This window comes from Mesorhizobium sp. WSM4308, assembly GCF_002294905.1.
Lineage (GTDB): Bacteria > Pseudomonadota > Alphaproteobacteria > Rhizobiales > Rhizobiaceae > Mesorhizobium.
In genome coordinates, this window is the sequence record NZ_NSFW01000036.1 from 1 (window position 1) to 24,077 (window position 24,077).

Below are 24,077 nucleotides of genomic sequence, written 5' to 3' on the forward strand. Positions count from 1 at the left end.
ACGCAGCGGTGTGAGACGGGCATTCTTGTGGATGTTCATTCGGACCCTCCGATGGATGCTGAAGCGTGGTAACTCCAGTCTCCTCGGTCCGGTCCGAATGGACAACCTCTCGAAAGCTCACACCTAGTGCCGGCAGTGGCACCGCTGTTGTCCGTCGACAGGTCCCGCGCTTGCTCGGTGCGACCAACAACCTTAAGCGCTAGGGCGTAACCTGACCCTGCAAGATCTCCTCACCGACTATAAGGTGCGCCTCACGATCTGAGACGATGGGACAGGATGGCTAAGGAGGTGCGCCGTCTTGCATGCCCCGCCAGCGAGGCGAACCCTCTCGGCTACGCGCGCCACCAGCGACGCTCCATATCGTCAGGCCTGCGTCTCATGCTCAGATGAGCCGGTATTTGGCTCTCTCATCAGCAAACCGAGAGAGCCCATGCCAAGACGGAAGCAAGCAAGACGAACGAGCGTCAGAGATATCCTGCGCCTGACCCATAAACAGGGCAGTCCGGTGGGCCAAGGTGGCAGAGCAACTGAGGTTCGGCAAGACTTCGGCTTCCACCTATCTGCGGGCGCTGGAGACGGGCTGTCGTGCAGGCCCTGCATGCGGCTTTGAGGACGATGCGATGTTGAAACACCGTCTGTTGCGCCGAATCGGCCGTCGGCCAAACGTTGGGTCGTCATCAGGTTCTCGACAGCTTCCCGGTGTCAAATCCAAACCGTGGTCGGCGATCCCCACCAGGGTGGGAAGGCAGCGCTGATATAGCCGAACGTCGATCAAGTCACGATCAACGATTGCCTCATGTCACATGCCCTGCGGGACTGAAAAACGGAGAAGAACATGTGCGATGCAAAACTGAAGACCGTGCTTTCGCTTTTTTCGCCGGTGGCCAGCAAATTAGATGCTCTCTCGTCCAACGGACCAGCGACGGATGCAAACTGCGTTAAGCTAAATACGAACGAGAACCCGTTTCCGTTGCCGAAGAGCGTAATGCAAAGTGCAATTGCTGCGATCGAACACCAGTATCTTTATCCGGAAGACGACAATCTCAGCTTAAGGGCAGCTGCCTCCGATGCTTACGGATTTTCCAAAGATCAGGTGATTGCCGGCAACGGTTCGTCGGAGCTGCTCGGACTCATCTACAGAGCTTTCCTCGCCCCAGGAGATAGAGTGGCAATGCTGTCGCCCGGATTTTCGTTCAACCGTAAACTTGCCATGTTGCAGGGTGCCGAGTTTCTCGAAATCGCATCGAGCGAAGCTCATCCCCTGCCGATAGAAAAACTGCTGTCCGGCCCCGCAAAAGACGCGAAGTTCATTCTGTTGGCTAATCCGAACAATCCGACCGGAACATTCGTGCCGGTGGCCGAAATCGAACGCCTTGTGGAGCAAGCAGATCGCTTGGTCGTCTTGGATGAGGCCTACGTTGACTTCGCACCCGACAATGCCCTGCGCCTCGTCAATAGACATCCGAATCTTTTGATCTTGAGGACTTTTTCAAAGAGCTATGCTGCCGCTGGCGTGCGAGTCGGCTTCGGTTTCGGTCACCCAGAAATCATTGGCAGGCTGCGCAACATCCAGAATGTCTTCAACATGAACGTGATCGGGCAGGCGGTCGGGAAAAGCATTCTTGCGCATCGCCACGCCTACGAAGAGAACCACAGGCACATCAAGCATGAACGACAGCGAGTGACCCTGGCGCTGTTGCAACTTGGCTTTTCCGTAACACCCTCCCACGCAAACTTTTTGCTGGCCCGTGTGCCGGCGGGACAGGAGGGCTCATGCTGGCAAGCCGCGTTGAAAGAGCAGGCGATCCTCATCGCCAGCTTTCCTGACGTAGATTTGAAGAACTGTATTCGCGTCAGCATTGGCACCACAGAGCAGATGGACAAATTCCTTGCTGCCGCCGAACGCGTCTGTATGAACTTTAAGAAGGATCGCGGTGCTCACAAGCATGAAGTCGATTCACATTAAGCATCAAGTAATGATATGTCGTGAGCTATGATGATTAGCGAATAAATATAGGTAATTTGGAGAACAATTAATTGAAGAAAATTTCCGCTTCGGGCCTGACCTTCGGCATCTTCGATCATCTGGACGAAAACGGCGATGACATCGCACAACAATATGCAGATCGGCTGAGCCTAGCAGAAGCGTGCGATGGCTATGGCTTTTATGCGTATCATCTCGCCGAGCACCACTGTACGCCGCATGGCAGAGGTCCATCACCGAATTTGTTCTTAGCGAGCGTCGCCCAGCGAACCCGCAGTCTTCGTGTTGGTCCCATGGTAATGCTACTTGCGCTCTATCATCCGCTGCGTGCCTTCGAGGAGATCTGCATGCTTGATCAGTTGAGCGGCGGCAGGCTTGAACTCGGCATAGGGCGCGGCTCTGCTCCCACTGAATTGGGATACTTCGGGGTTGCTGTAGAAGCAGCACCAGAACAGTATGCGGAGGCCAGTGAGATTCTCATCAATGCGATGAAAGGCGGGACGCTTTCTTATCAGGGCCGCCACTTTGAGTTGAAAGATGTTCCGCTGACGTTGAGACCTCACCAATATCCCCGTCCGCCGACATGGATCGCCACCAATCGACCCGAGCCGGCTAGCTGGGCCGCTGCGAATGGGGCAAACATCGCCTGCGTCGGACCTTCCACTTCTGTTCGCAGCGTTACCGACGCGTTCCGCGCCGCCCGAATTCACGATGCTGACATTGGCCAGCAAGCGCCATTTCTTGGATTGCTCCGAATGGTGGTGATAGGGCGTTCTGAAACAGATGCGTATTTGCTCGCAGCACCTGCCTATGAACGATGGCTCAATAGCTTCAAATTTCTATACGAACTAAATGCCATTTCCACTCCACCAAACTTGCCTTTGAACTTCGATGCAGCAATTGAAAGTGAATTGTGCGTCGTGGGAACGGCAGATTCTGTCCGAAAAGCTCTCCTTGATCAGCTGGAAGAGGCAGGTGCTAATTATCTTCTGTGTCAACTGGCATTTGGGGATTTGCCGCTGGATGCCTCACTATACACCGCATCGGCCATTGGATCCGAAATCATGGCTCGAGTTGCCGCATCGTGAATCCGTCGTGTGATTGGAGGAGCAGCGGCAGCGCTGCTCCTCATTGCGAAACGGTTGTGGGGGCCGGACTCCTGTGTCAGGTGTAAACCATTGGAGCACGTCCTATCTGATCCAGGTCATATCCTGCGGCTTTGAAGTAGTTGGCACATTCGGCTGGGGTGAAGAGGTCGACGACCGCGCCGAGGCGTCCTGACCTTGCCCCTCTGATCTAATCCGGTTTGAAGTTCGTTCTGGCCCATCCAGAGGACCAGGACATGAAACGCAGCCGCTTCTCTGAAGAGCAGATCATCGGAATTTTGAAGAAACACGAGGCCGGGGTATCGGTTGGCGATCTGTGCCGCAAGCACGGGGTCAGCGACGCCTCGATCTACAATTGGAAGGCCCGCTTCGGCGGGATGGATGTCACCGAGGCTCGGCGACCTGAAGGCGCTGGAGGACGAGAACACGCGCCTGAAGCGGCTTTTGGCCGACGCCATGCTCGACAATGCCGCGTTGAAGGACCTTGTGGGAAAGAAATGGTGACGCCCGCCGCCAAGCGGAAAGCTGTCGCTCGCCTGAAGGAAGGCTTCGGGATGAGCGAACGGCGGGCGTGTAAAGCCATCGGCTGTTGCCGCATGACGGTTCGCTACCAGACCAGCAGGCCGGACGACCGCGAGGTTCGCGAGCGGATGAAGGCCGATCGCGCAGGAGCGTCGCCGGTTCGGCTACCGGCGTCTTCTCGTGATGCTGAGGCGGGAGGGCCTGGTCGTGAACCACAAGAAGCTGTTCCGGCTCTATCGGGAGGAGAAGCTCGCCGTCGCCGCCGTGGCGGCCGCAAGCGGGCGATCGGGACCAGGGCGCCGATGCTGGTGCCGCTGAGGCCCGACGAGCGCTGGTCGCTCGACTTCGTATCGGACCAGCTCACCGACGGGCGCCGCTTCCGCATCCTGGCCGTCGTCGACGACTGCACGAGAGAGTGCCTCGCACTCATCGTTGATACGTCTCTCTCGGGCATGCGGGTTGCCCGCGAATTGGACGGCTCATCACCGAGCGGGGCCGGCCCAGGATGATCGTCAGCGACAATGGCAGCGAGTTCACCTCGAACGCCATCCTCTCCTGGGCGGATCAGAACCGCGTCGAATGGCATTACATTGCGCCCGGCAAGCCGATGCAGAATGGCTTCATCGAGAGCTTCAACGGCCGACTGCGCGATGAACTGCTCAACGAGACGCTGTTCACCTCGCTGGCTCAGGCGCGCGTAGCCATCGCCCTGTGGCACGCCGACTACAACACCGCGCGGCCGCACTCCCCCCTGGCAGACCCCGGCCAAGTTCGCCAGCACCTTCAATCCGCGACGGTCGCTCGCGCTGCGCTATGCCAAAGGCTCCGCGCCAGCGCCCGTCGCTTCACCCGCCCAGCAGGGCACAACCCACGCCGGAAACGAACTCAAAACTGCTGGGGCAACGTCAGTCCCATAGAGCCTTGATGGTTATCTCGGCCTTTGCTCGCAGCAGCGCCTTAGGTTGGGCGAAGGCGTTCTCAATCGGATTGAAGTCGGGACTGTAGGGCGGCAGTTAGAGCAGGCTCGCCTGCGGCCTCAATCGCGCCGCGCAGGGTTCTCCAGGCGGATGTCGCCAATGTCAAATTTGCTGGCATCCATGTCGCCCTCGCCAACCGCACAAGCGAAGGCCAGAAAGCCAACATGTGTTCTGCGGCTTAATTAAGAGTCAGCCGATGTCGGCCGAACATCACCTTGTCTCGAAGTCGACGATCGGACAGCAGGTTGCGAAAGTTGGCGCGATGCGAAACAAACTGCTGAAGCGCTCAACTTTTATTGATCACGCGTGTTGGACGCGACGCACTCCCGTTCCAATCGGGCTGAGCGCAAATTCTCCCGGTTCACAAAACTGAGTCGCTGGAGTAGTGGGGGCGCAGAGAAATCTCCGGTCGCAGCCTTACCCGGTCAAAACAAGGATACCAATGATGAAGACTCTCGCCGTCTGCTCTGGCGGATTGGACTCCGTTTCCCTTGCTCACATGGTGGCAGCGGAGCACGAACTCACCGGCCTTCTATCTTTCGACTATGGCCAACGGCACAGGAAGGAATTGGGCTTCGCCGCTCTTTGCGCGCAGCGACTGAAGGTCCCGCACCAGATCATCGACATCGGCGAAATTGGCCGTGGCCTTTCCGGCTCAGCGCTGACTAGCAGTATCGACGTGCCGGACGGCCACTACGCCGAAGACACGATGAAGATTACGGTGGTGCCGAACCGCAATGCCATCATGTTGGCAATCGCCTTCGGTCTCGCCGCCGCCCACAGCGCCGAAGCGGTGGCGGCGGCCGTGCATGGTGGGGACCATTTCATCTATCCCGATTGCCGTCCGGCCTTCATTGAAGCTTTCCAGACAATGCAAGACCGCGCGCTCGACGGCTATGCGCAGATACGCCTCTATGCACCGTATGTGAATCTCGGAAAAGCTGACATTGTTGCGGATGGCGCAAGATACGGCACCCCGTTTGCTGAGACCTGGTCCTGTTACAAGGGCGGCGTGCGTCACTGCGGACGATGCGGGACCTGCGTCGAGCGGCGCGAAGCGTTCCATCTCGCCGGGCACGCTGATCCCACCGACTACGAGGACGCCGATTTCTGGCTTGAGGCGCTGCGCAGGAGGCGCGCGTAATGTTCCACATCAGCAAGGAATTCCACTTCTCGGCCTCGCATCAGCTCACCTCCTTGCCTCCCAACCATCAATGCGCGCGCCTGCACGGGCATAACTATGTCGTCGTAGTGGAGCTGTCGGCCAAGGAACTGGACGCCCACGGCTTCGTGCGCGACTATCACGATCTGGCGCCGCTCAAACGCTACATTGACGAGAGCTTCGACCATCGGCACCTCAACGACGTGCTGGGACATGAGAAGGTCACGGCGGAATGCCTGGCCAGACATTTCTATGAATGGTGCAAGGCACGTCTGCCGCAGACCGCGGCCGTGCGCGTTAGCGAAACACCGAAAACTTGGGCGGAATACCGTCCGTGACCGACATGCATCCCGCAATCCGTGTGAGCGAGATATTCGGGCCGACTATCCAGGGCGAGGGCGTGCTCATCGGCTTGCCGACGGTGTTCATCAGAACCGGCGGATGTGATTATCGCTGTTCATGGTGCGACAGCCTTCACGCGGTGGACAATCAGTATCGCCATGAATGGCTACCGATGCCGATCGATGCCGTGTGGCAAACCGTCCATGCGCTTTCCGGCGGCAGGCCGGTTATGGTCTCCTTGTCAGGCGGCAACCCGGCCATTCAGCCGTTCGGTCCCCTCATAGAACGAGGCCATCGCGAGGGCTATCGTTTTGCACTGGAAACGCAGGGTTCCGTGGTGAGGGAGTGGTTTGCGGATCTTGACGTGCTGACCCTTAGCCCAAAGCCGCCGTCCAGCGAGATGACGACCCGTTGGGCTGCGTTTGATGCATGCCTCGAAGCGGCGCAAGAGAAGCCGCAAATCGTGCTCAAGCTCGTCGTTTTCGACGAGAGTGACTATGCCTACGCCAAAGAAGTCGCGGCGAGATATCCGCACCTTCCGATCTATCTGCAACCCGGCAATCACACGCCGCCGCTCCCTGGCAGTGAAGACGCCTCTGTCGACTTGGACGGAATAATGATGCGAATGGAATGGCTTGTCGAAAGGGTGACTAGCGACAGGTGGTTCGAAGCCCGCGTGTTGCCGCAGCTGCACGTTCTGCTTTGGGGTAACAAGAGGGCGGTCTAGTCTGTGGCTTGCGTCGCACCGGAAGGCCGGGCTCCAACGGCTTGGCAGGCTCTCTTCGCGTGCCGAGTACAGCCGAGCTTTGTTCGCGTCAGCGGTCTCGCGATTGTGCGGCTGGAAACCGCCCGGACACCCCGCTGCCGGCGTGTGTCACCTTGACTCCGATGAGCTGTCGTCACGCAAAGTTGAAATCCGCAAGAACTGGCCTTCTCGCCCCACCTGCTCCGTCGCAAGCACGTCATCCCCTCATCCTTGTCCAGCTCTTATCGATGTATCTCATTGTCCGGCCTGACGCACGACTGTCAGCATGGGAATGCATCCATTGCGCAAATGCCTTCCATAAAGAAGATCGATTTCCTCATTGGCCCAACGTGAAATATAGCAACGTTTTCGTGGCGTGGGTCGGCTGCGTCGGGAGTAGCGATGAAAACGTATTGGGGTCGCCTGCGTCTCCTTGGGCAGCGAGTGTAAAGTATAGCGATGCGGCCTCCGGCGCGAACGGCAGCCGCGCAGTGATCACCTTCGCCTGTGCCTTTGCGGCGGGGGTCAAGCGCTGGTCTGCTAAAATTTTTTATCGTTTAGCTGGTTGAAACTGCCCCCGTTGCGGGCTGCAGAAGCCGGCCAGCCGAGAAACGGCAGCCGCACTTATGAAAGCACGCCAAGGCGTGCGGGCATCTATCAGTTGCAAAGGACAATACTGGCCGCGCCGATTGGCCATCACGCGTCCATTAGGGCAGCCACCAACATCAGTTCGCAAGAGGAGCAAAAGTAATATGTATCGTCGTCACCTGATCAAAGGGTTGGTTGCGCTCGGCGCATGCCGGATTTGCGTTCAAGCCGCCCAAGCGACCAGTGCCCATTGGGGGTACACCGGTCCGGTCGGACCGGAGCACTGGGCTGATCTGGATAAGGAAAATTTCGTATGCTCTGCCGGCACGCAGCAATCGCCGATCAATATCAACAGCGCGGTCAAGGCGGATATCCCGCATATCGCCATCGGCTGGCACAAGGGCGGCGGCAATATGGTGAACAACGGCCACACCATTCAAATCAATATGCCACAAGGCAGCACGCTGACCCGCGGCGATCGTGTCTACGAACTGGTACAGTTCCATTTCCATGCGCCAAGCGAACATCACGTGGCGGGCAAGAGCTTCCCGATGGAGGTGCATTTCGTTCACAAGGACACGCAAAGTGGTACTCTGGGCGTGCTGGGCGTCTTTTTAACGCCCGGCGCGACAAATGCCAGCTTTGCTGCCCTTGCTGCGGCCTTTCCCGAACTGCCGAATGGGGAGGTGACGATCGACGAGGTGAATCCCAACTGGCTTCTGCCAGCCTCGCTTGGCTATTGGACTTATGAGGGCTCACTGACGACGCCGCCGTGCACCGAAAACGTCGAGTGGATGGTGGCGATGGAACCGGTTGACGTTGATCCGGCAGACATCCAGCGATTTGCCTCACTCTACCCGTCGAACGCGCGCCCTATTCATTCACCCAATCGACGCTTCATCCTGCGCCAGAGTTGAGCGCCGCCCCAGCGGTTCCGCACGGTCCAACATTCTTGGCACAAGTTGGCGCGAAGCCTCCTCTTCCGGTCTGGCGGTCTGACGGCGCTCCCCAAGCTGGCTAGTCTAAATGATAGGGATTCGGTGCCGACACCACTCGTCCCAAATACGTCGCGGCGAGGTTTGTCTGCAACCCGGCAATCACACGCCGCCCCGCCGTGGTAATGAAGACGTCTCTGTCGAGTCCGACGGAATATGATGCGCATGGAACCGCTGGTAGAAAAGGTGACCAGCGACAGGTGGTTCGAAGCCCGCGTCTTGCCGCAGCTGCACGTTCTACTCTGGGGTAACAAGAGGGTAGTGTATACCTTCTCCTAGCTTCGCCGCCAACTACTCGGTTTTCCGAATTGCTCTCTATATTCTTGAAGACGATGCGTTCGTTAAAGACATGTGCTGCGCACCTGGTGTAAAAGCTGCTCTCATCATGCAGAGGTCAAGCCAGTCGGGCTCATCCGAGGCTATGGCCGTGAGCACTGTTCAGTTCGGCAGAGAGGGCGCTTTTGTACACACTTTGCGATCGTGGCGGCCCCGTGGGCAGATCTGCAAGCTGCCGCGACACTAACCTCTCGAAGCCCGCCCGCCCGCCTTTCGTGCAGCTTCCTCTGAACAAAACCACCGCTCGCCCTTCAATAGGTTGATGCGTGTCTCCCAGTAAGATTCCTGTCCAAGAACGTGATAATCTTCTTGCCAGTGTTGTAGCTGATGTTGCCCTTGATGCCGCAGCCTACCGCGGCGGGACCAAACTCAATGGCAAGCAGGCCGGCTAGGATCGTGCAGCCAGTCGCGAGCCTCGCCCACAACGGGGTCTCACGCGCATGAGGGCGCCGACCATGGGTTCGGCGGTTCATACGCGTATAACACGTATCTTTCTGAAAAAATCAATGCTCTCGGCTAAGCTACTGAATTATTTGGCTTCCATATAGCGCGTCGGCGGAACCAACTTGTAGACGGGCTATGAAAGGTTAAGCGCGGATGTCTATCGGCCGCCGGCGTTCCCGCTCTGTAAGCCTGCCTGAACTACCCGCGCCGCGGTCAAGCCCCAGGCTCCTGCTCATCCAGCGACCGCCCGATCAATGGCAGGCTGGAAAGACAAGAGCCGATGTCTTCCGATGGTCTCGCCATCAGCTTTGGGCTAACTTCCCCATTCTCCCGCTTCGAGCTCGACACACGGCGGTTTGGATGGCGCACGACAATCTGTGTCGGCTTTGTCGTGTCCGTGACAGACGCCTGAAAGGCCCGTTCGCGCGTTTTGCCGCCGTCTAAGCGGCTGGAATTTAATGACAAAGTTTCTTCTGGGATCGGCCGATCACGCTGGTACGCTTTTTGCGATGCTTGGTGTGAGGCGGCACGAGCTGCCTATCGGCACTTGTGTCGCGGGCAGTCGCGATAATTAGAACGAAGGAAGGAAAGCTATTATGTCAGGTCTGCGTCAGATCGCCTTTTACGGAAAAGGCGGCATCGGCAAGTCCACCACGTCCCAAAATACGCTCGCTGCCCTTGTCGACCTCGGGCAGAGAATCCTCATCGTAGGATGCGACCCCAAAGCCGATTCCACACGCTTGATCCTGAATTCGAAAGCTCAGGATACCGTCCTGGATCTCGCCGCACAGGAAGGCTCGGTGGAAGACCTCGAACTCCAGGACGTGCTCAAGGTGGGCTACAGAGGCATCAAGTGCGTGGAGTCCGGCGGCCCCGAGCCGGGTGTCGGTTGCGCCGGCCGCGGCGTCATCACCTCGATCAATTTCCTCGAGGAGAATGGCGCTTATGACGATGTCGATTATGTCTCCTATGACGTCCTCGGCGACGTGGTATGCGGCGGCTTCGCCATGCCGATCCGCGAAGGCAAGGCCCAGGAGATCTATATCGTCATGTCCGGCGAGATGATGGCGCTCTATGCCGCCAACAACATCGCCAAGGGCATCCTCAAATATGCCCATTCGGGCGGTGTGCGGCTGGGCGGGCTGATCTGCAATGAACGTCAAACCGACCGCGAACTCGATCTGGCCGAAGCACTGGCTGGCCGATTGAATTCCAAGCTCATCCACTTCGTGCCCCGCGACAACATCGTCCAACATGCCGAACTCAGGAAGATGTCGGTGATCCAGTACGCGCCGGACTCAAAGCAGGCAGGGGAATACCGCGCTCTGGCCGAGAAGATCCACGCCAATTCGGGCCAGGGTACGATCCCGACGCCGATCACCATGGAGGAGCTGGAGGAGATGCTGCTCGACTTCGGCATCATGAAGACCGACGAGCAGATGCTTGCCGAGCTTCACTCCAAGGAAGCGGCGAAGGCGGCGGCCCAGTAGTGACATTAGCGCTGCCATGAATCGGCGCGCCTTGCAGAGAACGGCGCCTATTCTTTGAGGCGTCACCCAACCTTGAAAGGGGGACTCATGAGCCGGGAATACGAGAATGACGGTGCTCTTCATGCGAAGCTTATCGAAGAGGTGCTGTCGCATTATCCCGACAAGGCGGCGAAGCGCCGCAAGAAGCACCTCAACGTCGCAAAGAGCGGCAACGAGGCTGGCGGGGAAAGCGAGGTCCTTTCCGAATGCGACGTCAAATCGAACATCAAGTCCATTCCCGGGGTGATGACGATTCGCGGCTGTGCATATGCTGGTTCGAAAGGCGTGGTGTGGGGGCCAGTCAAGGATATGGTCCATATCTCGCACGGCCCGGTCGGCTGCGGCCAATATTCTTGGTCGCAGCGCCGCAACTACTACGTCGGTACAACGGGCGTCGACACGTTCGGGACAATGCAGTTCACCTCCGATTTCCAGGAGAAGGACATCGTCTTCGGCGGCGACAAGAAGCTGGAACAGATCATTGACGAGATTGAAGTCTTGTTTCCGCTCAACAACGGCATCACCGTGCAGTCCGAATGCCCTATCGGCCTGATTGGCGATGACACCGAGGCCGTTTCTCGCAAAAAGACCAAGGAGTATGACAAGACGATCGTGCCGGTACGCTGCGAGGGCTTCCGCGGCGTCTCGCAGTCGCTTGGCCACCACATCGCCAATGATGCAATCCGGGATTGGGTCTTCGACAAAAAGGATGTCAAGTTCGAGGCCGGCCCCTACGACGTCAACGTCATCGGCGACTACAATATCGGCGGCGATGCCTGGGCCTCGCGCATACTGCTTGAGGAGATAGGGCTGCGCGTGGTTGGCAACTGGTCGGGTGACGCCACACTCGCAGAGATCGAGCGCGCCCCGAAGGCTAAGCTCAATCTTATCCACTGCTACCGGTCGATGAATTACATCTGTCGGCATATGGAGGAAAAGTATGGCGTCGCCTGGATGGAGTACAATTTCTTCGGTCCCTCCCAGATCGAAGCCTCTCTGCGCAACATAGCCAAGCATTTTGGGCCGGAAATCGAGGAGAAGACCGAAAAGGTCATTGCCAAGTACAGGCCGCTTGTTGATGCGGTCATCGCCAAGTACCTGTCGCGCCTGGAAGGAAATACCGTGATGCTCTATGTCGGCGGCCTGCGCCCCCGCCACGTCGTCACGGCCTACGAGGACCTCGGCATGGTCATCGTGGGCACCGGCTATGAATTCGCCCACAGCGACGACTATCAGCGCACCGGCCACTACGTGAAGAACGGCACGCTGATCTACGATGACGTGACCGGCTATGAGTTGGAGAAATTCATCGAAGGGATTCGCCCAAATCTGGTCGGCTCGGGAATCAAAGAAAAATACCCGGTGCAGAAGATGGGCATACCGTTCCGCCAGATGCATTCCTGGGATTATTCAGGCCCGTATCACGGCTACGACGGCTTTGCCATTTTCGCACGTGATGTGGATCTCGCCATTAACAACCCGGTCTGGGACCTATTCCACGCGCCTTGGAAAAGAAGCCGGGGCGATGAGCGGGCGATGGCTGCCGAATAAACATTTGCTTCAGCCCCAGTCTCCCACTGAGACGGTGAACTCCCGCGGCCTCTGATCCGCCGGAGCCTGGAACGTCTTGACGTCCTGAGCTGCCGTCCCGCGCAGCCAGATGCAAAAGAGGTAATCATCATGCCGCAGTCGGCTGAAAAAATTCTCGATCACGCTCCCCTGTTCCGCGAGCCGGAATACAGAAAGATGCTCGCTGAGAAGAAGCTAAACTTCGAATGTCCGCACCCCGATGAAATCGTTTCCGATCAGCGCGATTTCACCCAGACGTGGGAATACCGCGAAAAGAACCTCGCCCGCAAAGCGCTTGTCGTGAACCCGGCCAAGGCCTGCCAGCCGCTGGGTGCGGTATTCGCTGCCGCCGGCTTCGAGCGAACCATGTCCTTCGTCCACGGCAGCCAAGGTTGCGTCGCCTATTACCGCTCGCACCTGTCGCGCCATTTCAAGGAGCCTGCCGCGGCGGTCTCCTCCTCAATGACCGAGGATGCGGCGGTGTTTGGCGGCCTGAAGAACATGGTCGACGGGCTCGCCAACACCTACCAGCTCTACGACCCCAAGATGATTGCCGTGTCGACGACCTGTATGGCAGAGGTCATTGGCGACGACCTGCACAGCTTCATCCAGAACGCCAAGGACGAAGATTCAGTCCCGCGCGACTTCGACGTGCCCTTTGCCCACACCCCGGCCTTCGTTGGCAGTCATGTCGACGGCTATGACAACATGGTCAAAGGCATTTTGGAGCACTTCTGGAAAGGTCAGGAGCGTACGCAAATCGAAGGAACCATCAACATCATTCCGGGCTTCGACGGCTTCTGCGTCGGCAACAACCGGGAGCTCAAGCGCCTGCTCGATGTAATGGGCGTGTCCTATACATTGATCCAGGATGCCTCTGACCAGTTCGATACGCCTTCGGACGGTGAATACCGCATGTATGACGGGGGCACGAAGATCAACGAGGTGAAGAAGGCCCTCAACGCCGAGGCAACGCTTTCGCTGCAGCATCACAACACCCGAAAGACACTGGGCTATTGCGAGGAGGTCGGGCAGGCGACGGCCTCGTTCCACTATCCGCTCGGCGTTCAGGCGACGGACGAATTCCTGATGGAGGTCGCGGCGATTTCCGGCAAGGAGATTCCCGAGGCAATTCGCCTCGAGCGCGGCCGACTGGTAGACGCCATGGCGGACAGCCAATCCTGGCTGCATGGTAAGAAATACGCCATCTACGGTGATCCCGACTTCGTTCACGCAATGGCCCGCTTTGTCATGGAGACCGGCGGCGAGCCAACCCATTGCCTCGCCACCAATGGCACCTCGGCATGGGAAGCCGATTTGAAGAAGCTGCTAGCATCCTCGCCTTTCGGCAAGGCTGCCCAGGTTTGGGCGGGCAAGGACCTGTGGGCGCTGCGCTCGCTGCTCTTTACCGAGCCGGTGGACCTTTTGATCGGCAATTCCTACGGCAAGTACCTGGAGCGCGACACCGGAACGCCGCTGATCCGGCTGATGTTTCCGATCTTCGATCGGCACCATCATCACCGCTTTGCGCTCTTTGGCTACCAGGGCGCGTTGCGCGTGCTGACGACGATCCTCGACAAGATCTTCGACAAACTCGATCGCGAGACGAGCGAGACGGGTGTGACGGATTATTCCTATGACCTCACGCGCTAAGAGCCGTGGCCGGCTTTTCGCCGAGGCCATTCCTTGCCCAATGGACTGGGGAGGCTGAGCGATGTCCTCCCTCAGCGCCAAAATCAAGGACGCCTTCGATGAGCCCGCCTGCGATAAGAACCGTGGCAAAGATGCCAAGGCGCGCAAGGAGGGCTGCTCGAAGTCGCTGACACCAGGGGCGGCAGCCGGCGGCTGCGCCTTTGACGGAGCCAAGATCGTCCTGCAGCCGATCACCGACGTTGCGCATCTGGTCCATGCGCCGCTCGCCTGCGAGGGCAATTCTTGGGACAACCGTGGTGCGGTTTCGTCAGGGCCGACCTTGTGGCGGACAAGCTTCACGACCGACCTCACCGAACTCGACCTGGTGATGGGGCAGGGCGAGCGGAAACTCTTCAAGGCGATCCGCGAGATCAAGCACACATACGCGCCGCCGGCGATCTTCGTCTACTCAACTTGCGTAACGGCGCTGATCGGTGACGACATCGAGGCCGTGTGCAAACGCGCCACGGAAAAGTTCGGTTTGGCCGTGGTGCCGATCAATGCGCCTGGCCTGGCAGGCTCCAAGAACCTCGGCAACAAGCTCGCCGCCGAGGCGTTGCTCGATCATGTCATCGGCACGGTCGAACCCGACGACCCCGGGCCCTACGACATCAACATCCTTGGCGAATTCAACCTCTCGGGCGAATTCTGGCTTGTAAAGCCGCTCCTCGATCGGCTCGGCATCCGGGTGCGCGCCTGCATTCCCGGCGATGCGCGTTACCGCGACATTGCTTCCGCGCACCGCGCCCGGGCGGCAATGATCGTGTGCTCGACCGCGCTGATCAGTCTTGCCCGCAAGATGGAGGAGCGCTGGGACATCCCGTTCTTCGAGGGCTCCTTCTATGGCATCTCCGACACATCGCAAGCTCTTCGCAACCTTGTCAGGCTGCTGGTGAGGAAGGGCGCCGATCCGGAGATCCTCGAGCGCACGGAGACGCTGATCGCGCAGCAGGAGGCGATCGCGTGGAAGAAACTCGAATCCTACCGGCAAAGGCTCCAAGGCAAGCGCGTGCTGCTCAACACAGGCGGTGTGAAGTCCTGGTCGGTTGTCCGTGCGCTGATGGAGATCGGAATCGAGATCGTCGGCACCTCGGTCAAGAAATCTACGGTGCAGGACAAGGAGCGCATCAAACAAGTTCTCAAGCACGACAAGCATATGTTCGAATACATGGCTGCGCGCGAGCTGTACGCCATGCTCTCTGAACACAGGGCCGATATCATGCTGTCGGGCGGTCGCACGCAATTCATTGCGCTCAAGGCCAAGACGCCCTGGCTCGATATCAACCAGGAGCGCCAGCACCCTTATGCCGGCTATGCCGGCATGGTGGAACTCGTACGCCAGATCGACCTCGCCATTCACAATCCGGTCTGGTCTCAGGTGCGCCAGCCGGCCCCGTGGGATTGCCAGCCTGATCTAAAAGACGAACTGCCATGCACGAAGAAGGAGTCCGGGCACCTGTTCGATGAATTCGCCGGCGCGACGGCACACGAGTTCAGCGAGTGTTGAGGCGACCGATGGCCCGCATCCTTCCCCAGACCAAATCCGCGGCGGTGAACCCGCTGAAGTCGTCGCAGCCGCTGGGTGCCGCCTTTGCCTTTCTTGGGGTCGACGGCGCGATGCCGCTGTTCCACGGCAGCCAGGGATGCACAAGCTTCGCGCTCGTGCTCTTCGTACGGCACTTCAAAGAAACGATTCCATTGCAGACAACAGCGATGGATGAGGTGGCGACCATCCTCGGCGCTGCCGACCATCTTGAAGAAGCCATCCTCAACCTCAAGAACCGCACGAAGCCAAAGCTGATCGGGGTGTGCACGACCGCGCTGGTGGAGACGCGTGGCGAAGATTGCGCGAGTGATATTGCGAACATCAAGCTGAAGCACACGCAAGAGCTTGCGGGTACGGAGGTCGTGCTGGCCAACACGCCGGATTTTGACGGCGCGATCGAAGAGGGCTGGGCCAAGGCAGTCACCGCAATGATCAAAGGGATTACAGGCTCGGGCGAACGTGCGCGGCAGCCGAAGAAGATCGCGATCCTGCCCGGATGCAACCTCACTGTCGCCGACATCGAGCATATGCGTGACATGGTTGAAAGCTTTGGGCTCAAGCCGGTTATTCTGCCCGACATTTCAGGCTCGCTCGACGGTACGGTTCCTGACCGCTGGGTAGCGACCACATACGGCGGCACCAGCGTCGAAGACATTCGCGAGTTGGGCACGGCCATGCAATGCATCGCCATCGGTGAGCACATGCGCCGCCCGGCGAAAGCGCTGCACGGGTTGACCGGCGTGCCTTACGTGTTGTTCCAGTCACTGACTGGGCTGCAGGACACGGACCGCTTCGTGTCGCTGCTGTCTGCGATTTCGGGCGCGGCGGTACCGGCCCGCGTGCGCCGGCGCCGGGCGCAATTGCAGGACGCGATGCTCGACGGACATTTCCATTTCGGCGGCAAGAAAATTGCCATCGCTGCCGAACCAGACCAGCTGTTCCAACTTGCGACCTTCTTTGCTGGCCTCGGCTCCGAGATAGCCGCGGCCGTCACAACGACCGACAGGTCTAAAATTCTCGAGAAAGTCCCGGCGGTTTCGGTTCAGATCGGCGATCTCGGCGATCTGGAAAGTCTTGCCGTCGGTGCTGACCTGCTTGTCACGCATTCGCACGGGCGCCAAGCATCGGAGCGGCTCCGAATTCCGCTCATGCGCATCGGGTTCCCGGTCTTCGATCGACTAGGCAGCCAGCACAAGCTCGCAATTCTCTATCAGGGCACCCGCGACATGATCTTCGAGGTCGCCAGCATCTTCCAGGCCAACCAACACGCGCCCACTCCTGAGGCGCTTGATCCACTCCGTAATCGAGAAATATCACGATGAACGCTGTTCGCCGCCTCTCGCTGGTCAGTAGTGAGGTTTTCGCCCCGATGCCTGAACGACGTAAGGGCGCATTGCGCGTTGCGATCGCCACTCAGGACATGCAGGACCTCAACGCCCATTTCGGGTCGGCCAGGCGCTTTGCTGTCTACGACGTGACGCGCGAGGAATGGAATCTCGTAGAAGCCGTGGCCTTCGATGACGTGTCCGATGAAAGCGGGGAGCATCGGGCCGAGCGCGATGATCGCATCACGCCAAAGGTGGATGCGCTCAAGGGCTGTCAGATCCTGTTTTGTCTGGCAATTGGCGGCCCTTCGGCAGCCAAGCTTGTCGCGGCAAAAATCCACCCGATCAAAGTGGCGGAGCCCCAATCGATCCCACAGGTGCTCTTGCGCACGCAGATGATGCTCAGGACGTGTCCTCCGCCTTGGCTGCGCAAGGTGCTGGCGCGAGCGGGCATTGCCGAAAAGAAACCGTCCTTCGAGGACGAGGACTGAAAAGAGGAGGACGCCAATGCCTGACCCCGCAATCCCCCCAGCTGTCGCCGAAGACGAGGCGGCTCTTTGCACCCCGTTCGTCAAATGCCTCGTGCGGCTGATCCGTTCTCAGGATTCCTATGGCTCGTGGGAACGCAAAGCGGACGCTGAGCTGCTGGGCGACTTCATCATTACCAAGGAACAGCGCCGAGGGATCCCAATCATCGGAGATCCCGATCCCGACGTGCTGTGGAGGCTCGACAAGTACTACGCCGCCATCGGGCTTGCGATCGAGGAGCGCTGCGGCCTTATGGCATCGCCGATGATCCAGGTGAGCCATGAGGGTTTTGGTCGGGTGCTTTTCACGACCGGACGGCTGGTCGTTTTGTCCAAAACGCTGCGCGATGTCCACCGGTTTGGCTTCGAGACGCTCCTGAAGCTCGCCACGGCCGGTACGAAGCTGGTCGACGATGCGATTTCAGTCATCGAAACCTTTCCCCACGTGGCGCTGGCATGATGGGCGCGATTTTCGAGAAAGGCCATCATGACGGACCCGAGAAACTATGTTGGCCAGTCCCCTCGATCCAGGGACTCGAGGCCGACCAGGTTGTTGGGGTATCGCCGATGAAGAAGCCGCTGGTCCTGATCTGCTCGCAAGATGCCGAGTTCTATCTGCTCTACAGCCACATACTGGAGGTTGACGGTTTCAGCAGTGAGACGGCAGACGGCGCGAAGGCTGCGCTGGCCTTGGCCGAACAACGGGAGCTTCAGGCCGTAGTGCTGGATTGCGACCCAGCCAGCATAAACGGGTCCGCAATTTGCGCCCACCTCAAGCGGGAACCGCGCACCACCGACCTGCCTATCATCGCCCTGATCGCGCCTGGCGCCGAGCACCAGCACCTCGATCTCTTGAAGGCAGGCGTTGAGAGCTTTGTGCGGCCGGTGGCTCCGGCCAAGCTGCTCGACTGCCTGCGGGCGAGGCTCGGGCTGACCAAGCGTGGTCCGAACGGGGTTGAAAACGACAGTTGGATTTGTTGTGGAGGCCTGGAGATGAAGCTCGATGCCCATCGGGTTCGCGGTAATGGCCACGACATCCATCTCGGACGGATCGATTTCAACGTGCTGCGGCTTATGATTGAGGCCCCCGGCAAGGTCTTCAGCCGGGACGAGCTTATCGGGGCGGCCTGGCTGCCCAACATTCATGTCGGTGCACGCACCGTCGATGTCCATATCAGCCGAATCAGGAGGGCGCTGAAAACGGCCTTGCCCGGCAGCGTCATTCGCACCGTCAGGTCGGCCGGCTACTCGCTCGAGAAGCCGGACGACTGAAATCGGTGATCGAACGTGGTGCCGCTCTCTCTTCCTCCTGAGAGCGGTGTTGCCGCTTTGAGGCGCTCCTAACGAAGACCAGGAGAAGCAGGCAAATGGAATTTAAAAGCATATTCAGTGTGACGGGTGCTGATCATTCTGATGAGGACCTCACAACAGCTGCCGGACTGTGTGCCGAGGTCGGCGCGCACCTATCGGTACTCATTATACCGCCTCCATTGCTCTTGATGTCGTCTCCGCCCCCCGAATGGAATACAGGACGTGCACAGGCAATTGCAGTACCGAACTATCGATTTCAGCAAATCGAGAAATTTTCACAGGACGTGACCAGAATGGAAAGACGGTCCGCGGATATCCTCAAAAGGCTGAAAGCTATGTCGCTTTCCTGTGACGTTGACACCGACTATTGCGATCCGGCTAGCCTCGGTGAAGTGGCACGACAGCGGGCGCTCTGCGCTGACCTGACGATCGTTGGAGGAGACCTCCTCAACGATGAGACTCTCGGACCTCCTGTTGTCAACGGCTGCTTGTTCGATAGCGGAAAGCCGGTGCTCATCGTGCCGAAGGGCGTTAAGGCGACGCTGTCGCCTCGACGCGTGCTGGTCGGCTGGGATTCGCGTGTAGAGGCCTCGCGTGCGGTTCGGGAAGCTCTTAGTATCCTATCCGCTGCCAAGGAAGTCTGTGTCGCTATGGTCGATCCAAAGGCGCAAAACAACGGGAAAGGCGCGCAGTCTGGAGCTGACATCGCTGCCTATCTTACTCGGCACGGTGCTCGGGTCTCCGTTGACCTGCTTAAGAGCGCCGGCAAATCGGCGGGCACAGTGCTGACCCAGCACGCGAACGACATCTGTGCTGACATGATGGTTATGGGTGCTTATGGCAGCCGTGGGCTGCGTGAGCGGATTTTCGGCGGTCCGCCGAGCTGGAGCTTTGGGAAGACCACATTGCCGCTGTTTTTGGCTCGCTGATCAGCTCCGTAGGAACACCGATCAGGTCGTAGGACCGCCAACCAGTCCGAAGTCGTCGTCGGTTACCGGTCGGATTGCGGAGACATGGCTGGATCCGCGAACATCTTGCGACGCTTGTCAGAGCCAAACCGGACGCCTCGACTGCTTCACGACGCTCTCGTGAACCAACTCGTGCGAGATCGTCCGCAACGGGCAGTAAAGACGAACGGCTGCAGCAGACCGCAGCCAAGCCACAGGGCGGGTGTACCAGGAGACCCCGCCTCGTGCGCGAACCCTGTTGGAAGGCCCCTTATCAGTACCCGGACGCGCGTCAAATCGGCGGCTGTCCCTGTCAGCCTGCGGTGTGCAAGGGCCGCTGCCGCGGAGCTTCCCCTGCCCGATCGTCGGGCGTGCGACAATGTCGGATTCCAGACGAGCTGGAACTGCGCGAACTCGTTGGTTTGACAGGTCTTTATCCGGCACGCCGCATGCATGGGAGTCTCCGAAAGCATTAAGAGCCGTTATCCATGGTTACGCCCCTCGAAAGAAAGAGCCGCTTCCGTCGTGGCAGGGAAACAGCCACTCCTGGGGTGGAGGCCGGCGCTAGAAGCCGCCGTAAGATCCGGAAGAGCCGCGCGACAGCATCACACACTTTCCTTCTGCTCTTGGGTTCGGATCACGCCGCGCCGCTGTCGATGCCGCCGACATTGAGCCCAAGACCTGGAAGGCGGCACACGCTTTTGCTGTCCTCTCAGTCGGGACCGCGGCTCAAGCATGCCTGTGAGGTTCGCATTGCTCAATGCCCGGCAATCGACGTCAACATGCCGCTGAGTTGGAAAACACTCCTAGAGGAGTAAGGATAAGTGGACCTCTTTTGTATTGGTGTGGGTGCTGGACCATCTAATTTGAGCCTTGCGTGTCAGATACAGGAAGAGATTGCGCAAGGGGCACTGTTCCTGGACCGGGAGGTCGATTTCCGAGGACATCCAGGCAGCGCTTTCGATTGCGCGGAGCTCCAGGTCGGCCACTTCCAGGATCTGGTTACTCTGGTCAATCCGCGATCAGCCTACACATTCGTAAACTACCTCCACGAGAACGGGCGTCTTTACAATTTCCTCAATGCGCAATTTCACGGGGTGCTTAGAGCCGAGTTCGCCCAATATCTCAACTGGGCGTTCCAGAAGAATCCGCTTGTCCGTGGCGGCGAGGCCGTTCGCGAAATCCGCTTTGACGGCGAGTTTCGCGTGCGGACGGACAACGCGGTCCTTGATGCAAGAAACCTCGTCATCGACATAGGCAAGCAGGCGCAAATTCCGCCTCAGTTTCATGGCTGGACTGGACCCAACCTGTTCCACTCATCTGAGTTGGCCCACATCAATCCTGAGGTGCAAAAAAAGCATGTCTGCGTTGTTGGCGGCGGACAGTCGGGAGCCGAGCTGCTACTGCACCTTGTCGGCCGGCCGAAAGAACGGCGGCCCGCGGCGATCACATGGGTCTTGACGCGCGAGATGCCTTTCGACGACCACGCGTTCACAAACGGGCTGTTCACGCCATGCTTCTCGGATCGTTTTGCTGCGATGAGCGAGGTGCATCGACAGCTGTTCCTGCGGCGTTTCGCGCTTGCCTCCGAGGGCATTTCAGAAAGCAAGTTGCGCGCGGTCTATCAGGCGCTCTACCACCACGCCTTTCTCGAGCCACACCAATGCGAGATCACATTGCGGCCAAGTTGCAACGTGTCGCGCTGCATCAATGCCGGAGCAGGGCACAGGCTCACGCTGCAACGCGGCTTGGACAACATCGGAGAAGTAACCGCCGATATCGTCATCCTGGCCACCGGGTACGAGAAACCGCTGCCGGGTTTCCTAGAACCGATCGCAGATCGCCTCGAACAGATCGGCAATGAGCTCGCCATCGGCGAGGATTTTTCGGTGTACTGGGACGGACCGCGAGACCGACGCCTTTTCGTTCAGAACGCCTGCCTTGGACAGCGCGGGCTGGCTGATCCGAACTTTGGGCTGCTGGCCTGGCGAGCGCGCCGCATCCTTGACAGCCTTCTGCGGCGCGCGCCATGCGCCAATCCCGAGCATCTAGGGTTCATCAACCGTCCCTTGACGGAGTGCTGGCCCGACCTCGGAGTCGAACAAATGGGCAGCGGGATATGATTCGTCGATATTGATGATCGGCGGTGGCATTCAGGAAAGATTTCCGCCTCTGGCGGCAAAAGCGGGACGAGCAATATTCCTACGGCGTCAGATCGCTCTGCTCGCGCTTGAGCAAGGTAGCGTCGCGCGACTCCTGCTTGGCGTGAAACAGCAAAGGGCATTCAATCACGATGCAGCTTTACGTGCTGTCGGGCTCAACGCCACGTGGATCGAGCCCAACGCCGCCGTTGGCAACCGCGACGCGAATTATGACGCCGGGCCACATGCGGCGGTGGCTGCAAGGGTACCGAGCCTCTCCCGCACTTTCGACCCCATCGCCGAAGTGCGACTACTCCAGGACGCCGAAGCCGGTCTTATCGCCAGCGGGCCAGCCAAACTCTCACCTTCCTAAACGGCAGCCGCTAAGGTGAGCCGTCGAAAGCCGACATTCAGGTTAACGTCAGCTGGCCGTGTTAGGGCTCGCTTATTCAAGGCGGTACCGGCGCTTGCCGAAGCTAAGAAGGGTTGGCATGCCCTTTGCCGTGCTTGATGTGCGGCAACACGGTGAGAGCTCCGCTGAAGCAAGCGAGAGGGAGCAATGCCCTCGAGACCGTGTCCGATTTTGACTGGAAAATATTCCGCGACAAAAGAGACGAAAGGTGTGGAATGACTTTGGACACCAAGATGGAACTGCGTATGGGGTCCCCGGCTCCTGCGCTGAAAGTGGAGAACTGGCTGCGTGGCGAGCCCCTCACGAGCCTTCGGCCCGGCAAGGTCTACCTCGTTGAATTTTGGGCGACTTGGTGCCGACCATGTGTCCACGCCATGCCCCATTTGATCGAACTGCAGGAGAAATATAAAGACAGCGGATTTGAGATTATCGGAGTCGCAGCTTGCGAAAAGGCTGCAACCGCGGACGAAGCGCGGACCAACGTGGATGCCTGGCTGACCGAGAAGTTCCCGAATCTGAATTATCGGACAGCGTTCGATTGCACTGGCGAAATGAAAAAGCTCTGGCTGGAACCCAGCTCTTCGTTCGGGATTCCCACCTCGTTCGTGGTCGACCGCGACGGCCACATCGCTTATATCGGCCACCCGGCACCTCTCGATGACGTTTTGCCGAAAGTCCTTAACGGCAGCTGGCGCAGCAGCTATGAAGCGAAAGCCGTCGATGCAAAGCGAATCTCGCGTGTGCGCGAATCGTCGCTGAGTCAGCCGATATACGCCAAACTTGGGCCGGCGATGCAGGACGAGGATTGGGCAGCGGCACTATTGGCCATCGAAGAAGGCCTCGCCGTGATGCCAGACTCTTTTGATTTTCGGCGGGTTCATGCGGATATTCTGCTTCACAAGCTGCGCGACATCAAAACCGGCTTGCCGCTTATGCGCGAATTGGTCGAGGACGCGATCAACAAAAAGTTCGAAGCGATGTCTTGGGTGGTGATGGCGCTGAACCAACTCTTCCATCCCACGATCGACAACTCCCATCTTCCGCATGATGATCGCTTTGCGATGGGCAAGGAGCTCTCCGAACAGATCCTGGAACTTAATCCTCCGCAAGGCGATGGAGACTTTAAATTCGGGTGTTACTTTCCGGTCGCTCAGTATTATTACGAGAGCGGCAACAAGGACCGGGCGATCGAGTTGATCGAGGTGGCAATCAAATCGCTGGACCATTCGGAGCCAGTGCCGGACCAAACCAAACAGCGCTACCTCACCTCGTTGCTCCAAGCCCTGGCCAACTACACGGGTGAGCCTGCCTGTCACGCGGGTCTCTGTGTGGCTCCGCAAAACAAGACTTCCGAAACTCAAAACGCTGTCACTTCCTGAGCAAGGATCGCGAAGGGCATGACAATTGGAATTGAACACCGGCAAATCCGCCCGCCCAGGCGCACTTCGCAGCAATAACGTCGATGCCGCAAAAGTGCGCGGCTTGCGGCAGGTGGAATTTCCATTGCGTTTACCTCGGGTCGAACCGCGGCGCAGGCGTTCGCGCCGCGGTGAAAGGTCTCGCATTGGTGGACGTGCTCGAGGTCGGCCACGGGACACTGTTGCGTGGGATCGGCTCGCCCAAGCCATTCCCCGCCCACGCAAGCGCCCGAACCACACATCGCAGAAAAAGAGATCGTCCTTCAAGAGGAGTACTGAAATTGGGGAAAAGCGAAATTCCTCATGAACCGGTTGGCCCTGCTGTCCACGGGGACGACGAGGCCCTTGCTTCCCCGTTCGTCAAATGCCTCCTGCGGCTCATTCGTACTCAGGATTCCTTCGGCTTATGGGAAGGCCATTCGGATGCCGAGCTGCTGGCCGAGTTCATCATCACCAAGC

Annotated in this window: 18 protein-coding genes and 3 pseudogenes; 20 read left to right on the forward strand and 1 reads right to left on the reverse strand. The window is 58.8% G+C overall.

What is annotated here, in order from left to right; translation table 11 throughout:
* Window positions 1-835 precede the first annotated feature (835 nt).
* The 3 genes and pseudogenes from hisC to CK227_RS35545 all read left to right on the forward strand — a co-directional run bounded on the left by hisC (window position 836) and on the right by CK227_RS35545 (window position 4,529).
* Entirely contained in the window at window positions 836-1,966 is a 1,131-nt protein-coding gene (gene hisC, locus CK227_RS35535; RefSeq protein ID WP_063169376.1) for a histidinol-phosphate transaminase, read from the forward strand.
* 71 nt (window positions 1,967-2,037) lie between these two features.
* Complete coding sequence (locus CK227_RS35540) at window positions 2,038-3,072, forward strand: LLM class flavin-dependent oxidoreductase (RefSeq protein WP_063169375.1); 1,035 nt, start codon at window positions 2,038-2,040, stop codon at window positions 3,070-3,072.
* Window positions 3,073-3,326: 254 nt separating this feature from the next.
* Window positions 3,327-4,529, forward strand: a pseudogene (locus CK227_RS35545) (IS3 family transposase).
* Here the strand turns inward: CK227_RS35545 and CK227_RS35550 are convergent.
* Window positions 4,524-4,665 (reverse strand): annotated as a pseudogene (locus CK227_RS35550) (transposase); the annotation flags it as partial. The pseudogenes CK227_RS35545 and CK227_RS35550 sit on opposite strands and share 6 nt — an antisense overlap.
* Before the next feature lie 369 nt (window positions 4,666-5,034).
* On the opposite strand from CK227_RS35550, the gene queC reads away from it, so the two are divergent.
* The 17 genes and pseudogenes from queC (at window position 5,035) to CK227_RS35640 (ending at window position 23,579) form a co-directional block, all read left to right on the forward strand.
* Window positions 5,035-5,733 (forward strand): 7-cyano-7-deazaguanine synthase QueC, encoded by a 699-nt coding sequence (gene queC, locus CK227_RS35555; protein WP_063170389.1) that lies wholly within the window; start codon window positions 5,035-5,037, stop codon window positions 5,731-5,733.
* Complete coding sequence (gene queD / locus CK227_RS35560) at window positions 5,733-6,089, forward strand: 6-carboxytetrahydropterin synthase QueD (protein ID WP_063169374.1); 357 nt, start codon at window positions 5,733-5,735, stop codon at window positions 6,087-6,089. The genes queC and queD overlap by 1 nt, the downstream gene beginning before the upstream one ends.
* 5 nt (window positions 6,090-6,094) lie before the next feature.
* Window positions 6,095-6,820, forward strand: coding sequence for a 7-carboxy-7-deazaguanine synthase QueE (gene queE, locus CK227_RS35565; RefSeq protein ID WP_164548811.1), 726 nt, complete (start codon window positions 6,095-6,097; stop codon window positions 6,818-6,820).
* A 770-nt stretch (window positions 6,821-7,590) separates the two neighbouring features.
* Window positions 7,591-8,343 carry a carbonic anhydrase gene (locus CK227_RS35570; RefSeq protein ID WP_063169372.1) on the forward strand — a complete coding sequence of 251 codons (753 nt, stop codon included), beginning with the start codon at window positions 7,591-7,593 and terminating at the stop codon, window positions 8,341-8,343.
* Window positions 8,344-8,503: 160 nt separating this feature from the next.
* Window positions 8,504-8,700, forward strand: a pseudogene (locus tag CK227_RS37700) (7-carboxy-7-deazaguanine synthase QueE); the annotation flags it as partial.
* Window positions 8,701-9,797: 1,097 nt separating this feature from the next.
* The gene (nifH, locus tag CK227_RS35585) at window positions 9,798-10,691 is read left to right on the forward strand and encodes a nitrogenase iron protein (RefSeq protein WP_024505261.1); all 894 of its coding nucleotides are present in this window, start codon (window positions 9,798-9,800) and stop codon (window positions 10,689-10,691) included.
* An 87-nt stretch (window positions 10,692-10,778) separates the two neighbouring features.
* The gene (nifD, locus tag CK227_RS35590; protein WP_024505262.1) at window positions 10,779-12,281 is read left to right on the forward strand and encodes a nitrogenase molybdenum-iron protein alpha chain; all 1,503 of its coding nucleotides are present in this window, start codon (window positions 10,779-10,781) and stop codon (window positions 12,279-12,281) included.
* Window positions 12,282-12,410: 129 nt separating this feature from the next.
* A complete protein-coding gene (gene nifK / locus CK227_RS35595) occupies window positions 12,411-13,952 on the forward strand; it encodes a nitrogenase molybdenum-iron protein subunit beta (protein ID WP_024505263.1) in 1,542 nt (513 codons plus the stop codon).
* A gap of 61 nt (window positions 13,953-14,013) precedes the next feature.
* Window positions 14,014-15,498 carry a nitrogenase iron-molybdenum cofactor biosynthesis protein NifE gene (nifE, locus tag CK227_RS35600; RefSeq protein ID WP_024505264.1) on the forward strand — a complete coding sequence of 495 codons (1,485 nt, stop codon included), beginning with the start codon at window positions 14,014-14,016 and terminating at the stop codon, window positions 15,496-15,498.
* Between the two features lie 8 nt (window positions 15,499-15,506).
* Complete coding sequence (gene nifN, locus CK227_RS35605; protein WP_024505265.1) at window positions 15,507-16,859, forward strand: nitrogenase iron-molybdenum cofactor biosynthesis protein NifN; 1,353 nt, start codon at window positions 15,507-15,509, stop codon at window positions 16,857-16,859.
* Entirely contained in the window at window positions 16,856-17,353 is a 498-nt protein-coding gene (gene nifX / locus CK227_RS35610) for a nitrogen fixation protein NifX (RefSeq protein WP_063169371.1), read from the forward strand. The genes nifN and nifX overlap by 4 nt, the downstream gene beginning before the upstream one ends.
* 16 nt (window positions 17,354-17,369) lie before the next feature.
* Window positions 17,370-17,849 (forward strand): NifX-associated nitrogen fixation protein, encoded by a 480-nt coding sequence (locus tag CK227_RS35615; RefSeq protein ID WP_024505267.1) that lies wholly within the window; start codon window positions 17,370-17,372, stop codon window positions 17,847-17,849.
* A gap of 107 nt (window positions 17,850-17,956) precedes the next feature.
* Window positions 17,957-18,661 (forward strand): response regulator transcription factor, encoded by a 705-nt coding sequence (locus CK227_RS35620; protein ID WP_224571202.1) that lies wholly within the window; start codon window positions 17,957-17,959, stop codon window positions 18,659-18,661.
* A 95-nt stretch (window positions 18,662-18,756) separates the two neighbouring features.
* A complete protein-coding gene (locus CK227_RS35625) occupies window positions 18,757-19,629 on the forward strand; it encodes a universal stress protein (RefSeq protein WP_063169369.1) in 873 nt (290 codons plus the stop codon).
* A gap of 842 nt (window positions 19,630-20,471) precedes the next feature.
* Window positions 20,472-21,770 carry a SidA/IucD/PvdA family monooxygenase gene (locus CK227_RS35630; RefSeq protein ID WP_063169368.1) on the forward strand — a complete coding sequence of 433 codons (1,299 nt, stop codon included), beginning with the start codon at window positions 20,472-20,474 and terminating at the stop codon, window positions 21,768-21,770.
* 13 nt (window positions 21,771-21,783) lie between these two features.
* The gene (locus CK227_RS35635) at window positions 21,784-22,161 is read left to right on the forward strand and encodes a hypothetical protein (RefSeq protein WP_024505270.1); all 378 of its coding nucleotides are present in this window, start codon (window positions 21,784-21,786) and stop codon (window positions 22,159-22,161) included.
* Between the two features lie 272 nt (window positions 22,162-22,433).
* Entirely contained in the window at window positions 22,434-23,579 is a 1,146-nt protein-coding gene (locus CK227_RS35640; RefSeq protein ID WP_063170388.1) for a TlpA disulfide reductase family protein, read from the forward strand.
* Window positions 23,580-24,077 lie beyond the last annotated feature (498 nt).

Excerpts from the sequence above, each read along its gene's own strand:
- nifH (WP_024505261.1), top strand. The coding sequence starts at position 9,798 with ATGTCAGGTCTGCGTCAGATCGCCTTTTACGGAAAAGGCGGCATCGGC.
- queD (WP_063169374.1), top strand. The coding sequence starts at position 5,733 with ATGTTCCACATCAGCAAGGAATTCCACTTCTCGGCCTCGCATCAGCTC.
- CK227_RS35640 (WP_063170388.1), top strand. The coding sequence starts at position 22,434 with ATGGAACTGCGTATGGGGTCCCCGGCTCCTGCGCTGAAAGTGGAGAAC.
- queE (WP_164548811.1), top strand. The coding sequence starts at position 6,095 with ATGCATCCCGCAATCCGTGTGAGCGAGATATTCGGGCCGACTATCCAG.
- CK227_RS35620 (WP_224571202.1), top strand. The coding sequence starts at position 17,957 with ATGAAGAAGCCGCTGGTCCTGATCTGCTCGCAAGATGCCGAGTTCTAT.
- nifN (WP_024505265.1), top strand. The coding sequence starts at position 15,507 with ATGGCCCGCATCCTTCCCCAGACCAAATCCGCGGCGGTGAACCCGCTG.
- hisC (WP_063169376.1), top strand. The coding sequence starts at position 836 with ATGTGCGATGCAAAACTGAAGACCGTGCTTTCGCTTTTTTCGCCGGTG.
- nifK (WP_024505263.1), top strand. The coding sequence starts at position 12,411 with ATGCCGCAGTCGGCTGAAAAAATTCTCGATCACGCTCCCCTGTTCCGC.
- CK227_RS35635 (WP_024505270.1), top strand. The coding sequence starts at position 21,784 with ATGATCGGCGGTGGCATTCAGGAAAGATTTCCGCCTCTGGCGGCAAAA.
- nifD (WP_024505262.1), top strand. The coding sequence starts at position 10,779 with ATGAGCCGGGAATACGAGAATGACGGTGCTCTTCATGCGAAGCTTATC.
- CK227_RS35615 (WP_024505267.1), top strand. The coding sequence starts at position 17,370 with ATGCCTGACCCCGCAATCCCCCCAGCTGTCGCCGAAGACGAGGCGGCT.
- CK227_RS35570 (WP_063169372.1), top strand. The coding sequence starts at position 7,591 with ATGTATCGTCGTCACCTGATCAAAGGGTTGGTTGCGCTCGGCGCATGC.
- queC (WP_063170389.1), top strand. The coding sequence starts at position 5,035 with ATGAAGACTCTCGCCGTCTGCTCTGGCGGATTGGACTCCGTTTCCCTT.
- nifX (WP_063169371.1), top strand. The coding sequence starts at position 16,856 with ATGAACGCTGTTCGCCGCCTCTCGCTGGTCAGTAGTGAGGTTTTCGCC.
- CK227_RS35625 (WP_063169369.1), top strand. The coding sequence starts at position 18,757 with ATGGAATTTAAAAGCATATTCAGTGTGACGGGTGCTGATCATTCTGAT.
- nifE (WP_024505264.1), top strand. The coding sequence starts at position 14,014 with ATGTCCTCCCTCAGCGCCAAAATCAAGGACGCCTTCGATGAGCCCGCC.